This is a genomic window from Mangrovimonas cancribranchiae, assembly GCF_037126245.1.
GTDB classification, from domain to species: domain Bacteria; phylum Bacteroidota; class Bacteroidia; order Flavobacteriales; family Flavobacteriaceae; genus Mangrovimonas; species Mangrovimonas cancribranchiae.
This window is the reverse complement of record NZ_CP136925.1, coordinates 2,646,924-2,663,116: the sequence shown is the minus strand read 5'-3', so window position 1 is coordinate 2,663,116 and position 16,193 is coordinate 2,646,924. Positions and strand designations below refer to the sequence as shown.

General features: G+C 34.8%; 12 protein-coding genes. 4 read left to right on the top strand and 8 right to left on the bottom strand.

Translation table 11 applies throughout. The features are described 5' to 3' along the window. Positions 1-42: 42 nt before the first annotated feature. Positions 43-2,583, top strand: a complete 2,541-nt coding sequence (locus tag R3L15_RS12230; RefSeq protein WP_338731998.1) for a two-component regulator propeller domain-containing protein — start codon at positions 43-45, stop codon at positions 2,581-2,583. A gap of 261 nt (positions 2,584-2,844) precedes the next feature. Here the strand turns inward: R3L15_RS12230 and R3L15_RS12225 are convergent, their stop codons facing one another. The 6 genes from R3L15_RS12225 to metG all read right to left on the bottom strand — a co-directional run bounded on the left by R3L15_RS12225 (position 2,845) and on the right by metG (position 9,470). Continuing rightward, positions 2,845-3,399, bottom strand: coding sequence for a hypothetical protein (locus tag R3L15_RS12225; protein WP_338731996.1), 555 nt, complete (start codon positions 3,397-3,399; stop codon positions 2,845-2,847). An 18-nt stretch (positions 3,400-3,417) separates the two neighbouring features. Then, complete coding sequence (locus tag R3L15_RS12220; RefSeq protein ID WP_338731994.1) at positions 3,418-3,936, bottom strand: ferritin; 519 nt, start codon at positions 3,934-3,936, stop codon at positions 3,418-3,420. A 59-nt stretch (positions 3,937-3,995) separates the two neighbouring features. Next, on the bottom strand, positions 3,996-6,113 hold the full coding sequence (locus tag R3L15_RS12215; protein ID WP_338731992.1) for a Tex family protein: 2,118 nt from the start codon (positions 6,111-6,113) through the stop codon (positions 3,996-3,998). Positions 6,114-6,197: 84 nt separating this feature from the next. After that, complete coding sequence (locus R3L15_RS12210) at positions 6,198-6,674, bottom strand: META domain-containing protein (protein WP_338731991.1); 477 nt, start codon at positions 6,672-6,674, stop codon at positions 6,198-6,200. 99 nt (positions 6,675-6,773) lie between these two features. Next, positions 6,774-7,400, bottom strand: a complete 627-nt coding sequence (locus R3L15_RS12205; protein WP_338731989.1) for a class I SAM-dependent methyltransferase — start codon at positions 7,398-7,400, stop codon at positions 6,774-6,776. Beyond that, the gene (metG, locus tag R3L15_RS12200; RefSeq protein WP_338731988.1) at positions 7,401-9,470 is read right to left on the bottom strand and encodes a methionine--tRNA ligase; all 2,070 of its coding nucleotides are present in this window, start codon (positions 9,468-9,470) and stop codon (positions 7,401-7,403) included. A gap of 106 nt (positions 9,471-9,576) precedes the next feature. Here metG and R3L15_RS12195 point away from each other — a divergent pair, with 106 nt between their 5' ends. From R3L15_RS12195 to R3L15_RS12185, 3 genes are read left to right on the top strand one after another with little or no spacing between them, the layout of a single operon-like run. Next, entirely contained in the window at positions 9,577-10,590 is a 1,014-nt protein-coding gene (locus R3L15_RS12195; protein ID WP_338731987.1) for an LD-carboxypeptidase, read from the top strand. Between the two features lie 2 nt (positions 10,591-10,592). Continuing rightward, positions 10,593-11,003: a hypothetical protein gene (locus R3L15_RS12190; protein WP_338731986.1), complete on the top strand. Its 411-nt coding sequence runs from the start codon at positions 10,593-10,595 to the stop codon at positions 11,001-11,003. 52 nt (positions 11,004-11,055) lie between these two features. Then, positions 11,056-11,415, top strand: coding sequence for a YraN family protein (locus R3L15_RS12185; RefSeq protein ID WP_338731985.1), 360 nt, complete (start codon positions 11,056-11,058; stop codon positions 11,413-11,415). 48 nt (positions 11,416-11,463) lie between these two features. Here R3L15_RS12185 and R3L15_RS12180 read toward each other — a convergent pair whose 3' ends face one another. Together R3L15_RS12180 and mfd are read right to left on the bottom strand one after the other, a co-directional pair. Continuing rightward, positions 11,464-12,768 carry a TlpA disulfide reductase family protein gene (locus tag R3L15_RS12180; protein WP_338731984.1) on the bottom strand — a complete coding sequence of 435 codons (1,305 nt, stop codon included), beginning with the start codon at positions 12,766-12,768 and terminating at the stop codon, positions 11,464-11,466. Positions 12,769-12,793: 25 nt separating this feature from the next. Beyond that, positions 12,794-16,132, bottom strand: a complete 3,339-nt coding sequence (mfd, locus tag R3L15_RS12175; protein ID WP_338731983.1) for a transcription-repair coupling factor — start codon at positions 16,130-16,132, stop codon at positions 12,794-12,796. Positions 16,133-16,193 lie beyond the last annotated feature (61 nt).

Sequence of the window (16,193 nt, the reverse complement as noted above, 5' to 3'; positions counted from 1 at the left end):
ACGCTATTTTAATTAATATTACATTTGTTAAAAACAGATTAATTGAAATTTACTCGTTATATTTTCGTTTGCCTTTTTTGGCTACAATTAAGTTATGCTCAAGAGCATATTTATCAACAGTTTGATGTAGATGAGGGATTGCCTAGCTCTGAAGTGTACGATATATATCAAGATAAATTAGGGTATATCTGGTTTGCAACCGATAAGGGTTTGTCGCGCTACAATGGCTACGAATTTGAAAACTTTACTACCAAAGATGGTTTGCCCGGCAATACCATATTAGATTTTTATCCGCAAGACAACGGACAAATATTTTGTTATGAATATCATAGCCAAAGCCTCTTTTATTTTAACACAGTATTTGATGGTTTTAAAGATTACAAATACAATAATCTGCTTAACGAACAATTGAATTCAAAATCGGTTATAAAAAGTGTTACCGTAAATGCCGAAGGCACTTTGTATGTTGGGGGCTATTATTTACCAGGGTTTATTGAGATTACCAGAGGCGGCATTCTAAACAAAAAGTTTGATAAAAACACGATTTTCAATAAACCTAGCAGTCAAGAAATTTCACATAAGATGGGGTATCAACCCAAAAACAAAGTTTTCTTTTCAGTTTATCACAACTACAGATCAAATGAGAATATTAGGATTTTTGACTTGGAAAAGAGTTTAACTACTAGAGCTGACTTTAAAACCCTAAATGATAAATATGCCTTATTCATAGGTAGGAAATTGGGTATAATCAATAAAGACAATAGCATTAAATATGTAAAAACAAAGCAATACCCTATATGTATAAAACCTATTGATGATAAGTTGTTTCTTGTGGGTTATTATAGCTTGGGTGCCGAAATAAGGGATATCCACGGCAATATTTACGAAACATACTTGCCCAATAAATCGGTTTCCAATTTTCTAATAGATAGTGAAGGTGGGTATTGGATTAGCACATTGGAAGCTGGTGTGTTTTACATTAAAAACCCCAATATAAAAGTCTTAACTGAAGACCACATATCGTCTTTAGTAAAAGACAACAACGGAAATCTATTTGCCGGTTTTAGTAATGGAGATATTGGTAAAATTTCAAAAGATAATATTAGCATATTTTACAAAGGCCTAAACAATACTGCTGCATTGGTGGAGTTTGATGCCGATAATAAGCGTGTTTATGGATATGGTGATGGTTATCTTATTGATTACACAACAAGTGCCCAATCCTATTATCTTTCGGCAACAAAACTGCCAGAACAGGTTTCCAACCCGCTTTTGGCATCTATGGTTCATACGTTTTTTGTAAAGGACAAGGACAGTCTTAAAAGCATACCCTTAACCACTAAAGTCCAAGATGTTTGTATGTACGATAATACGATATTAGTAGGGACGTCTTCTGGACTGTATGCCCACAAAAACGATAGTACCTACACACATCAACCAAGCTATTTGTTAAAATCCAGAATTGACGATATAGATGTCAATAACAATACAGTTTATCTGGCTACTCAAGGTAATGGGGTGGTTGTGTATGGTGATAAAATTTATAGCATTACTAAGGATAATGGACTTACAAACAGTATTGTAAGCGAAGTGCATATTGAAAACGATTCTACCATTTGGGCCTGTACCAATACAGGATTGAATAAAATATCCTTTAAACCAGATGGTACCTTCAACATAACTACCATTACCAAACAAGATGGTTTGGTTAGTAATGATATTGACGATGTGGAAATCATCAACGATACGGTTTGGGTGGCCACAAAAAAAGGACTTGCCTATTTTAATAAAAACGTTTTAGATGAAAAGGAAGCTTTAAACATCCAATCACTATCCTTAAAAGAAGTAAGTGTTAATAATGAAAGGGTATACGACAAGAACATCAAACTTGAGTACAACCAAAACAATATAGATTTTAAGTTACAAGCCATTTCCATAAAAAACACCAATAATGTTGATTATTACTATCGCTTAAAAGAAGTAGACAGCATATGGACAAAAACCAAATCTAGAACGATTAGTTTTCCGTCGCTGTCTCCTGGAAATTACACTTTCGAAGCCAAGGCCAAAGTTTTTAATAACCCTAACACGTTGTTAACATACTATACGTTTAAGATTTTGCCTCCCTTCTGGAACCGTTGGTGGTTTTATGCCATTTGTTTGTTGTTGTTTGCTGGTCTTGTGTATTGGTTTTTTAAAATACGTGTACTGACCTATAATCAAGATATTACCAGAGAATTAATACGATTGGCTGTTAAACGTTTAAAACGTAAAGAGTTATTTTACAAATTCCGATCTAATGGTGAGGATTTTAAAATACCAACTCATAGTATTTTATACATTAATGCCCAAGGCAACTATCTAGATATTGTCACTACAAACAAAACGCATACTATTCGTTGTAAAATAGGTGATTTTATTGCCACAACACCTGATGCTTTAGAATATTTAAGAGTACACCGTTCCTATATCATTAGAATAGATAAAGTAAGTAGCAAGGGAAAGAATTTTGTAGTTATTAAAGATGAAAAAATCCCTGTTGGTGAAACATATTTGGGTGAGATGGACAAAATTCAGTTTTAACACCCAATGTAAATGGAGTTCTTATTATGCTACTTTTTTAAGCAAATCAAAACAAGGGCATTTGCCACAGCGTTTGCTTTCGCCTTTTTTGTACTTTTTGCAGCACTTGCTTTTAACCTTGTTAGCGTTAATAATGCCTGCTTTATGTAAGGTTTTTAAAGCCTTTTTTTGTTTTTTCTTATCTTTCTTTTTCTTGCCCATGTGTTAATACTGTAAAACAAAGGCAAATATAGTTTATTTTAATTAAATCTAAATAAAAAACTAAGGAGTTGGAATATCGTAGGCTCCATTGTAGCTTCCTGAAATTACTTGTCCATCATTTCTAGTAAAGGAAAACGATAAATCAACAGTTGTTTCAGTAAGATTATTAATTGTAACTACCGAATTTGAAGCATAAAGCTCTGAATTAGGATCGTTGTCGGACAAAATCTCTGTCCCATCATCATAATTACCGTCAGATAATGTTCCGTTAATTGAAAAAGAATAATCAAGAATATCGGTATAAGTAGTTTCCTGTAAATCTACTTCAGTAAAATCGAAATAAAAGTGGACGATATTTGTCAGGTCAGTTTCTCCATTCAATGCAGAATTAATTTCATTTGTTGTTTTATTATACAAATTAAAACCTATATCGCTTGGTTCGTCTGTTTCAATATTTTCATCAAAAATCAAAACTGTACTTAATGGGTAATTTTCACCTTCAAAACTCACCTGATTATTAGTTCTAAGAATTTCGTTATCAGCAGAGTCATCGTCTGATGAACAACTGAAAGAAATAAGGGTTATAATAAAAATATAGATTAATTTAATTTTCATAAGTTTAGTTCTTAATATTTACTCTGTCGTATCCGATGCAGCAGTACTAACCGTAATTTGCTCAATATCGCGATCAAACAAATATAAACCACCTTTGTCGTTACCTATCATATTTATTTTGTCTAGAATGGTTCGCGCCATAGCTTCTTCTTCAATCTGTTCGGCAACATACCATTGTAGGAAATTGTGTGTGGCATAATCTTTTTCTTCTAACGAAATATGCACTAAGTTGTTAATACTTTCAGACACAAACACTTCATGTTCAAACAAAGTTTCAAACATTTCTTTAAATGACTTAAAGGTTACGTTTGGCGCTTTAAGTTCAGAAATATGAGCGTGTCCGCCACGTTCATTTACAAATTTTACCAATTTAAGCATATGCTCGCGTTCTTCATCAGACTGCGAATACATAAAACCTGCAACACCTTCTAGTCCTTTCACTTCTGCCCAACAAGCCATAGCCAAATAAATTTGAGACGACTCGGCTTCAACTCTAATTTGATCGTTTAAGGCTTTTTCTATTTTTTTTGATAACATAATCTTTTTTGTTTTACGTAAAGTTAGTCAATAATAGGGATAGAATAAATTTAAATTATTCACTTATGAAGTTTTAATTGAATGCGTTTTCGCGACTTATCAACACTCAAAACCTTAACTATAACCTGTTGGTGTAAGCTAATATGCGCGTTTACATCGCTTACAAAACCATCTGATAAATTAGAAATATGAATCAAGCCACTTTCTTTAATACCAATATCTACAAAAGCTCCAAAGTTGGTTACATTGTTTACAATCCCTGGAAGTAGTTGTCCTTCTTGAACATCATCAATAGTCTTTAAGTTTTGATTGAAAGTAAAGACTTTAGCTTTTTCTCGAATGTCTAATCCCGGTTTTTCAAGCTCTTTTATAATGTCTTCTAAGGTTGGCAATCCAACAAATTCTGTGACATACTGTTTAAGTTGAATTTTTTTAATGGCTGCTGAATTTCCTATCAATTCATTTATTGTAATATTTAAATCGGAAGCCATTTGTTTAACAATACCATAGCTTTCTGGATGCACCGCCGAGTCGTCCAAAGGGTTTTTAGCGGCTTTAATACGTAAAAACGCAGCACCTTGTTCAAAGGCTTTTTGTCCTAAACGGGTAACGTTTAAAAGGTCTTTTCTACTAGAGAAAGCACCGTGGTCTTCACGGTGATTAACAATGTTTTTGGCCAGTTTTTCTCCAATACCAGATACATAGCTTAACAGACTTTTACTCGCGGTATTAAGGTTTACACCAACGGCATTTACACAACTTTCTACCACGCGATCTAGTTCGTTTTTTAACTTGGTTTGATCTACATCGTGTTGGTATTGGCCAACACCAATACTTTTAGGATCAATTTTCACTAACTCTGCCAATGGGTCTTGTAAACGCCTGCCTATAGACACTGCGCCACGAACGGTAACATCGTAATTGGGGAATTCGTCTCGAGCAATTTTTGATGCTGAATAGACGCTCGCACCAGCTTCACTGACCACAAAGACTTGTATCTCATTTTTAAACCGAATACGACGAATTAAAGCTTCCGTTTCTCGCGAAGCCGTACCGTTGCCAATAGCAATGGCTTCAATTTTATAAGCTTCTGCCAAGGTGCTAATCTTTTTTATGGCAGCTTTGCTGTCGTTTTTTGGCGGATGCGGATAAATGGTTTCGTTGTGTTTTAAATTACCTTGTTCATCTAAACACACTATTTTACAACCAGTCCTAAAACCTGGATCGATGGCTAAAACACGTTTTTCACCTAAAGGCGACCCTAATAATAATTGTTTGAGGTTTTTGGCAAACACAGTAATGGCTGCATCATCGGCTTTAGATTTAGCATTTTGAAGCGCCTCGTTGGAAAGTGATGGTAAGAGCAATCGCTTGTAAGCATCTTTTATGGCCAGTTGAATTTGTGCAGCACAATCGTTTTGCGAACGTATAGTGCGTTGTTCCATCTTGTGGATGGCACGTTCATCATCAATCTCAATTTTTACACGGATAAAGCCTTCATTTTCGGCGCGTAAAATGGCCAATAACCGATGTGAGGGAATGCGGTTTAAGGCTTCGCTCCAATCAAAATAATCACGGAATTTTTGTGCCGATTCGTCTTCTTTTTTTGTTTTAATAACTTTGGTAGAAATAGTAGCGAAACGTTCTAGTTGGTAACGAATGTTGTTTCTAAAATCGGTACGTTCGTTAAGCCATTCGGCAATAATATGTCTGGCACCTTCTAGAGCAGATTCAATAGAATTAATGTTGTTTTTTACATATTTGTAAGCAATAGATTCGATATCGTTGGCATTTTGAGCCATTATAATTTTTGCCAAAGGCTCCAAACCTTGCTCTCGGGCTTTGTCGGCTTTAGTTTTTCGGGTTTTTTTGTAGGGTAGATAAAGGTCTTCTAAAGTGGTTAAGTCTTTAGTTTGTGCTATTTTTTCTTTTAATTCTGAAGTTAAAACTTCTTGTTCGGTTAGTGTTTTTAAAATGGTGTTTTTTCGCTTTTCAAGAGCTTCAAACTGTTCTTTAAATTTTACAATGTCGCCAATCTGAACTTCATCTAAATTGCCTGTGCGTTCTTTTCGGTAACGCGAAATAAACGGAATGGTACAATCTTCGTTTAATAAAGTTACGGTGTTTTTAATCGCATTTTCAGGAAGTTGGGTATGTTGGGCGATATATGAAATCATAGTCATTATTTTAGGGAGGGAAAGTAATAAAAAAACCTCGTAAAAATAATTTTACGAGGTTTCTTAAAATGGATATGAAATGGTTTATTCAACCGCAATAAAAACAGCCAAAGGCGCTGTTTTAGCCTTTCGTATAATTAATTTATTGTCGTTAAGCACATAATTGTCAGCTGTTTCTAGAGCGTTTAAAAAGGACTTTTCAATAGACATATCGGCACACATTTTTTTGGTTATAGCCAAAGGTGATAACTTAAAAAAGGTGTCTTCTTTTAGTTTGTAAGTTCCAGTAAAATTATTGCATCCAGCGTTACCAAAAACACGATTGTCTTGTGTGGCAAAAGAGATAAAGGCTTTGCTGTTGGCGATATCTGTACCATTTAAGCTAACAAGTTGCCATTTGGTATCGGTAAACGCAATGGTATTTGAGTTTTCTTGAGATGTTTCCGTAATGCTTTCTGCTTTAGTTACTTCTTCTTTTTCAGGATCTTTTTTAGTGTCGTTACAGCTTGTTACTAAACTAAAAACTAGTGCTGTTAGTGTTAAGGTTAGTGCTTTTATCATAAGTTTATTATTTGTTTGAATTACGTTCAAAATCTTTTCCAAAGATGTTTTAGGTATTGTTTTTAACGCGATTTTAACGTTGCTTGATTTGCAATGAGGTTAACCTATTCTTTGGAATAGTGTATAAGTATAAGGTCTTTCGCCACCAAAAGGATTAATGTATGTGTAATTAAAATCTGTAACTAATTTAAATGAAGTACCTAATTGGTATTGTAGCATTTTGGTATTGTAGCGTTTTAAGGGTAAACCACTACATTTTTCAGCACCATTAAGGGCAAAAACCGCTATAATTACAAATCCATTAATTTTTACAGTATGTTTAATGAGGTTAAAATAGTTACTAATAGCTTTTTCTGATAAGAAAAAATGCAACACAGCACGATCTATCCATAAATCGATTTCTTGGATATCTTTAAGTTTTTTTGGCTGTGTTAAATCGTCACAAATAGTAGTTAAATCGTGATTGTATGACTTTTTAACACGCTCTTTAAGGTGTTGTAAGGCTATGTTACTTAAGTCGTTAGCAATAAGGTTTTGATAGCCTTGCTCTAAAAGGTAATCGATAAGCGTTGTGGTTCCCGCACCTACATTTAGAATAGATGCGGTTTTAGGTAAGTTACACCTTTCTACCAATGCTAATGTTTGCTGAGGTTGTTTTTCATACCAACCCAATTCAACATCGTTTTTGGTATTATAAACGGTATTCCAATGTAACTTTTGGTTCATTTAACTTATTTGCAATCCGTTTGCAGCTTCTTCCTTAGCATCTGGATTAACAAACACTAATTTGCCCTCAGCTGTTTCGGTCATTAAAATCATTCCTTGACTTTCTACGCCACGTAATTTTCGTGGTGCTAGATTTACCAATACAGTAACTTTTTTGCCAATAATATTTTCTGGTTTATAGCTTTCGGCAATTCCTGAAACCACAGTTCTAACATCCAATCCTGTATCTACTTTTAGAACCAACAATTTTTTTGTTTTTGGCATTTTTTCAGCTTCTAAAATGGTACCCACTCGCATATCTAGTTTGGTGAAATCTTCAAAAGAGATTTCGTCCTTTTGTGGTTCTACAGATTTATTAGCAGCTTCATTAGCTTTTTTACTGGCTTCTAATTTGTCCAATTGTGTTTGAATGGCTGCATCTTCAATTTTACTGAATAACAACTCGGCTTTTCCTATGTGATGTCCTGCTGAAAGTAATTCCTCTTTTGTGGAAATATCGTTCCAAGAAGATTCTGAATCAAGTTCAGAATGACAAAGAATGTGTTTTAATTTTTTAGAAGTAAACGGTAAAAAGGGTTCACTTAAAGTGGCTAAAGCAGAAGCTATTTGGAGAGCCACGTACATAATAGTTTTCGTACGCGCTTCATCTTCTTTAATCACTTTCCAAGGCTCTTCATCGGCTAAGTATTTGTTTCCTAACCGGGCTAAATTCATTAATTCTTGGCTAGCTTCACGGAAACGGTAACGCTCAATCGAACTGGAAATAACCGCGGGATAGGCTTTTAAAGTAGCTAAAGTTTCTTCATCTACAGATGTAAACTCTGATGCTTCAGGAATCATACCATTGTAGTATTTGTTGGTTAACACGACAACACGGTTTATAAAGTTTCCGAAAATAGCCACGAGCTCGTTGTTGTTTCTTGCCTGAAAGTCTTTCCACGTAAAATCATTGTCCTTGGTTTCTGGTGCATTGGCCGTTAAGGCGTAACGTAACACATCTTGTTTATCTGGGAAATCTTCTAAATACTCTGGTAGCCAAACCGCCCAGTTTTTCGAGGTTGATAGTTTGTTGCCTTCAAGGTTTAAAAACTCGTTGGCAGGTACATTATCAGGTAAAATATATGACCCTTCGGCTTTTAACATACTCGGGAAAATAATACAATGAAAAACGATATTGTCTTTCCCGATAAAGTGTACCAGTTTGGTGTCTTCATTTTTCCAATAGGATTGCCAATCTTTACTTTCGCGAGCTGCCCATTCTTTGGTAGCAGAAATGTAACCAATCGGCGCATCGAACCATACATAAAGCACTTTGCCTTCACCACCTTCAACAGGAACGGGAATGCCCCAATCTAAATCACGGGTAACGGCACGTGGACGAAGTCCATCATCAATCCAAGATTTTACTTGTCCATAAACATTAGGTTTCCAATCTTTTTTGTGTCCTTTTAAAATCCATTCTTTTAAAAAGGCTTCGTGCTTATCTAATGGTAAAAACCAGTGTTTGGTTTCTTTTAATGTCGGTGTGTTTCCTGTGATTGCCGATTTAGGGTTAATTAAATCGGTGGCATTATGGCTGGTACCGCATTTTTCACATTGATCACCATAGGCTTCTTCAAAACCACATTTTGGACACGTTCCAATAACGAATCTGTCGGCCAAAAACTGATTGGCTTCAGCATCGTATAGTTGCTCGGTAATTTCTTCTATAAATTCGCCTTTATCATATAAGGTTTTAAAAAACTCTTGAGCTGTTTCGTGATGAATTGGCGCAGAGGTACGCGAGTAATTATCAAACGAGATACCAAAATCCTCAAACGACGTTTTTATAATCGCGTGATATTTATCAACAATATCTTGTGGTGTCACGCCTTCTTTTTTAGCTTTTATGGTAATAGGAACACCGTGCTCGTCGCTACCACAAATAAACGCCACATCGTTGCCTTGCAAACGTTGGTAACGCGCATAAATATCGGCTGGTACATATACGCCTGCCAAATGCCCGATATGAATTGGGCCATTGGTATAAGGTAATGCTGCGGTAATAGTATATCGTTTTGGTTGACTCATTTTAAAAATCTTATATGTTGACGGTCGTAGTTTGAGACCTTAAATTTATGAAGGCAAAAGTACGTAAATTAAGAGCGTTTCTGAAAAAAAATGTACATTTACCTATATGACTAAAAACATACTAATTATTGGCATTTGTGTGTTGTTTTCTTGCTTTGGAAATCTAACATTAAACGCACAAGAAGCCATACAAAAAGACATAAAAACATTGATACAACCATCATACTTAAAAGTTGGCGATACTGTTGCTATTGTGGCGCCCTCGGGGATTTTAAAGCATAGACAAGATGAAGTTAATCGCTCTGTTGCGTTATTAAAAAGTTGGGGGTTGCACACTGTTGTTGGGGAACACGTTTTTAAGCAAGACGATCATTTTGCTGGAACCGACGATGAACGTTGCGAAGATTTACAACACGCTATGGACGACCCAAGCATTAGTGCTATTTGGGCCGCAAGAGGTGGTTATGGCACTGTAAGAATATTGGATAAATTGGATTATACCAAATTTAGAAAACACCCTAAATGGGTTATTGGTTATAGCGATATTACAGCTTTGCATAATCAATTAAATGTTTTGGGCTTTGAAAGCATTCATGCTATGATGTGTACAAGTATGACCAAGGATCAAGCTGGTTTGGAACAGACAATCGCTACATTTAAAAAAGCGCTTTTTGGAGAACCGTTACGTTATGTTTTGGAAGGGTCTAAATACAATAAAACCGGTATGGTTTCAGCTCCCATAGTAGGTGGAAATTTAACCATTTTGCATACGATGCTGGGGTCTAACACTAGTTTGGATACCAAAGGAAAAATCTTGTTTTTTGAAGAAATAGGAGAGTACAAATATCATATAGATAGAATGTTACAAAGCCTAAAACGTGCGGGATATTTTGATGATTGTGCGGGTGTAATTGTTGGCGATATGACCAAATTAAGAAAAAATACTACAGCTTGGGGAAGTTCGATAGAACAACTTATTCTTGATGTACTTGCTGAATATGATTTCCCTATTGCGTTTAATATGCCAACGGGACACGAAGATGATAACCGCGCATTGATTTTAGGTAAAACAGTACAATTAACGGTAGGTAAGGAGCAATCTAAAGTGGTTTTTGAATAATTATGAAAGATGCGTTGAAAATCTTAGAGGCTAATCAACTAATGAGACATTTAATTTTGTTTAAGTTGTATATTGAAAGTGATGGGGCAGCAATGAAGTATTTTTATCAATTAGAAAAGTCTATTGAAGATCTTTACGGAGATGATTTTAGTAGAGAGTCGTTTTTGAATAATAAAAGATATCTTGATGTAAACAATGGATTTATAGATAGGAATGCTACATTTTTAACTTACGAAGGTTTAGATTATTTGGAGAAATGGTTGAAGTCATTTGGAGAGTTGAATAATGAGGATAAAGATTTATTAAATAAAAAATTACCTAAACCAATATTTGACTTTTTCAAGTTTAGTAAAGAAACAACTACGGTTTTGAGTTTCGTCAATCAAGTTTTAAAATTATCAGATAGATTTTGATAAAATGAGCGTGATTTTTTTCTAAAAACCTTAACAATTATGAAGGAATATTATGGCACAACACAATGAACTTGGCAAAAAAGGTGAACAGTTGGCGGTAGATTTTCTTTTAAAAAAAGGCTATGATATCGTGGAGCGCAACTACCGTTTTGATAAAGCCGAAGTTGACATTATTGCGCAACAAAAGAGCACCTTAGCTATTGTTGAAGTAAAAACCCGTTCTACTGTCGATTTTGGCAATCCGCAGGACTTTGTGAAACCCAAACAAATTAAAAACCTCGTAAAAGCTGTTGATGAATACGTGACCGAAAATGGGTTGGATGTCGAGGTACGTTTTGATATTATTGCTATTGTAAAGCAAAAAAGCACCTTTGAAATTGAGCACCTCGAAGATGCTTTTTTTCATTTTTAATAAAAAGATAGACGACGTTGTTAACGTTTTGCTTGAATTCTGTAAAAATTACTGTTTTAAAACGTCTTTTACAGCGTTTATATCATAAGGTTTAGCAATTATAGTTTTGTCTTGATCTAACAAAAAATAAGTAGGCGTAGAGGTAACACCATAACTTTTCGCTACAGGATTATCCCATTTGTGAAGCCCTAAAATATGTTTGAAATCAGGGAATTTTGGGATGGTTTCTAGCCAATTTTCATCATCATCTTCCATACCTAAAGCAATAACGGTTAATTCGTTTTTAGGAATGTCTTTTACAAAGGTTTCTAGTTGCGGTAATTCTTTTAAGCAATGACCACAAGTGCTACTCCAAAAGACAATAAGATATTTATTAGCACTATTTAAATCGTGAAGCGTTGTATTTTTTGAATTAAAAACCACATCGAAATTAGGGGCTAAACTACCTTTTGAGGTTCTTTTATATGTGGTAATCATTGTAGCTAAATTTGTATTGTTTTGAGAGTTAGCCAAATCTAACAAATAGGTGTCTGTAATATAATTGGCTATAGCATCATTATCTTGATTAACAAACTCTTGCCAAAGCATTTCTAAATAGGCTGTTCTGGTTTCAACAGTTGTAATTTTTTTAGCCAAACGATCTATCTGTGTTTTGTAGTCGCTATTGGTATTAGACATGCCAAACACAAAGGCAAACACTTTATTGGTTAAAAAATCTGAGCTCAATAAAAGTTGACTTTCAAAGTTCAAATAATCTAAAAAATGTGTTTTTACATGTGTTGTGTAGGTGTTGTAATCTTCGTAAGAGGTCGGTATATATGGCTTATTTGCTTTAATAAACTCTAAAGCCATAGGGCTGTCTTTAGCCGCATTTTCAAAAGCCAATTGGGCATCTTTTAATGTGTTGAATATTTTTGTGAATGTTGATGAGGACTCGCCATCATTGCTGTAAAAATGATTAATGGTTGTGTTGGCAGCTTCCATACTGTTTTGATAAGAAGACCACAACTTATTGTCTTTAGATTGCGAATATTCAACGCCTTTTTCTAAGTCAAAATGTAAGGTAATATCGTCTTTTCCGTTGTAAAGAATATCAAAGTTATTGTCTTCTGGTGGAAGCGCATAAACAAGTTTGTAAATCCCTTTTTTGTAAGTAGAATCGATGGTAATACTAAATTTACCTTCCGATGAAACTTCGCTTCGGTTAACATAATTAGCACCTCTTGGCGTGGATTGATACAAAAAGACATGAGTGAATTCTTCAGGAGGCATAAAAGTTCCATTTAAGGTTTTTTGTGCCCATGAGAGATTGCATATAAAAACGACTAAAACAACTAGTTTCTTTATCATCATTAAGTTTTCTTTTGGTTAACAATTATTAAGCCACAATTGGTTTTAAAGCTTCCATTGCTTTGTTTACCGATGTAATTTTATCAAAAGTAAGTAATAATCGTAATCCATTACGTGTTTGTTTTTCTTTCATTTTACAACTTTGCGGATGTGTTTGAACAAACTTTAGCACTTTGGTAAAGGCGTTGCTTTGGTAAAATTCACTTTGTTGATTAGTTATAAAATACCCAATAAGCTTGCCTTTTTTCATAACGACTTTTTCTAAGCCTATTTTTTCAGCTAACCATTTTATGCGAACGCTATTAAATAAATCGATAACTTGGTTTGGAAGTTCGCCAAAGCGATCAACAATATCTTTTTCAAAGCTTTTTAAATCCTTTTCGGTTTTAAGCTCGTTTAGTTTGGTGTATAAATTTAAGCGTTCAGTAATATTGTTAACATAGTCGTCTGGGAATAAAATTTCGAAGTCGGTATCTATGGTAACGTCTTTAACATATTGCTTAGGTTTATTATCGTCTTTGTAAAGCTCTTTAAATTCTTTTTCTTTTAATTCTTCTATGGCTTCGTTAAGGATTTTTTGATACGTATCGAAACCAATATCATTAATAAATCCGCTTTGTTCGCCTCCCAATAAATCGCCAGCACCACGAATTTCTAAATCTTTCATCGCTATATTAAACCCACTGCCAAGCTCTGTAAATTGTGCTAAAGCTGTAATACGTTTTCTTGCATCTTCTGTCATGGCAGAATATTCAGGCGTAATAAAATAACAAAATGCCTTTTTGTTACTACGCCCAACACGACCACGCATTTGGTGTAAATCGCTTAATCCAAAGTTGTTGGCGTTGTTAATAAATATGGTGTTAGCATTAGGCACATCAAGACCGCTTTCTACAATAGTTGTACTAACTAAGATGTCGAATTCACCATTCATGAATCCTAGCATTAATTTTTCTAGTTTTTTTCCATCCATTTGCCCATGGCCAATAGCAATTTTGGCGTCTGGGGCTAAACGTTGTAAGAGTCCAGCAACTTCTTTAATATTTTCAATTCTATTATGAATAAAGAAAATTTGTCCGCCACGTTGTATTTCATAGCTTACAGCATCGCGAATGGTTTCTTCACTAAATCTAATAACATGACTTTCTATAGGATAACGATTTGGTGGTGGCGTTGAGATTGTTGATAAATCTCGAGCAGCCATTAAACTAAACTGTAATGTACGCGGAATAGGGGTTGCGGTTAGTGTTAAGACATCGATATTTTCTTTTAAAGTACGTAGCTTTTCTTTTACCGAAACACCAAATTTTTGCTCTTCATCTACAATTAATAAGCCTAAATCTTTAAACTTGACAGTTTTGTTAGCCAATTGATGGGTTCCAATAATAATATCTACAGCACCACTTTCAAGATTTTCTAAGGTAATACGTTTTTCTTTGGCGGTTCTAAAGCGGTTTACATAATCTACCGTTACAGGAAAATCTTTTAAACGTTGTTTAAATGTACGATAATGTTGGTAAGCCAAAATAGTAGTAGGGACTAAAACAGCAACTTGTTTACCATTGTCAACCGCTTTAAAAGCTGCGCGAATAGCGACTTCGGTTTTACCAAATCCTACATCGCCACAAACCAATCTGTCCATGGGGCGTTCGCTTTCCATATCAGCTTTTATATCGGCAGTAGCAGAGCTTTGGTCTGGCGTGTCTTCGTATAAAAAAGAGGCTTCCAACTCGTGTTGCATATAACTGTCTGGATTGTATTGATACCCCTTTTCTAGTTTACGTTTGGCATAAAGTTTAATCAAGTTAAAGGCAATTTCTTTAACCTTTTTCTTTGTTTTTTGCTTTAAGGTTTTCCATGCTTTGCTACCTAATTTATATACTTTAGGCGGTTTGCCATCTTTGCCGTTAAATTTGGTGATTTTATGTAGCGAGTGGATACTTAAATATAAAATGTCCCGTTCGCCGTAAATAAGTTTTATGGCTTCTTGTTTCTTGCCTTCTACATCTATTTTTTGAAGTCCACCAAAACGCCCAATACCATGATCGATATGAGTAACGTAATCACCAATATCTAAGTTAGTTAACTCCTTAAGTGTAATGGCTTGTTTTTTAGCGTAGCCATTTTTAAGGTGAAATTTATGATAACGTTCAAAAATTTGATGATCGGTGTAACAGGTTATTTTGTTTTCATGATCTATAAATCCTTGATATAAAGATAACACCACAGTTTGATAATGAACGTTTTCTTCAACATCGTCAAAAATATCATGAAATCGTTTGGCTTGTTGCTCACTTACACAAGCAATATAATTGGTGTAACCTCTATTATGATGCAGGTTGAGGTTTTCAATAAGTAAATTAAATTGCTTGTTGAAAGCTGGTTGTGGCGAGGTGTTAAACGTAATAACATCTTCTGGATTAAAAAGTGCTTGTTGCCCAAATTCAACTAAAGTAAAGTCTAATAACTGCTTTTTCAACATAGTTGAATTGCAGAATAATTCTTCGGGTTGTGCGTGTTTAATGTCTTTTGAAAGGGTTTCGAAAGTGTCTTCTGCTTTTTGAAATAAACTATCAACCCTAGAAAATAATAGCTCCGAATGGTTTAAAAACACCACCGTTTTTTGTGCCAAATATTTTAGAAAGCTCTGGCGGCTTTCTTCCATAAGCTTATTGGCCACATTAGGAATAATACTAATTTTCTTAACTTGGTCTGTAGAGAGTTGTGTTTCAACATCAAAGGTGCGAATACTATCGACTTCATCCCCAAAAAACTCAATACGATACGGTTCGTCGTGCGAAAACGAAAATACATCTACAATACCACCACGTACCGAAAACTCTCCAGGTTCGGTTACAAAATCTACACGTTTAAACTTATAATCGAACAAGACTTCGTTTACAAAATCAATAGATAGATTATCGTTAACTGAAATTTTTAAGGTATTGCGTTCCAGCTCACGTCTAGTAACCACTTGCTCAAATAAAGCGTCTGGATAGGTTACAATAATAGCCGGTTTTTTTCTGGAGTTAATACGATTTAAAACTTCGGCGCGAAGAAGCACGTTAGCGTTATCGGTTTCTTCAATTTGATAAGGCCTGCGGTAACTTCCAGGATAAAATAAGACATCCTTGTCGTTAAGAAGCAATTCTAAATCGTTTAAATAAAAAGCGGCTTCTTCTTTGTCATTAAATACAAGTAAGAATGGCTTATCTGTGTTTTTAAACGATTCTGAAAGTACAAAAGATAGCGACGAGCCTACAAGACCTTTTAAGTGTGTTCTCGTTTGGGATTGGGCAATAGCAGTTTGCAGATTTTGCGTTTGCAAAGTCTGTGCAAAGGTTTGCGAGAGGGTAGATTTACTCAAAGCAAAATATTTTGTGCAAATATAGAATTTTTGTTAGGTACTTTGTGTTTATTTACTAGTA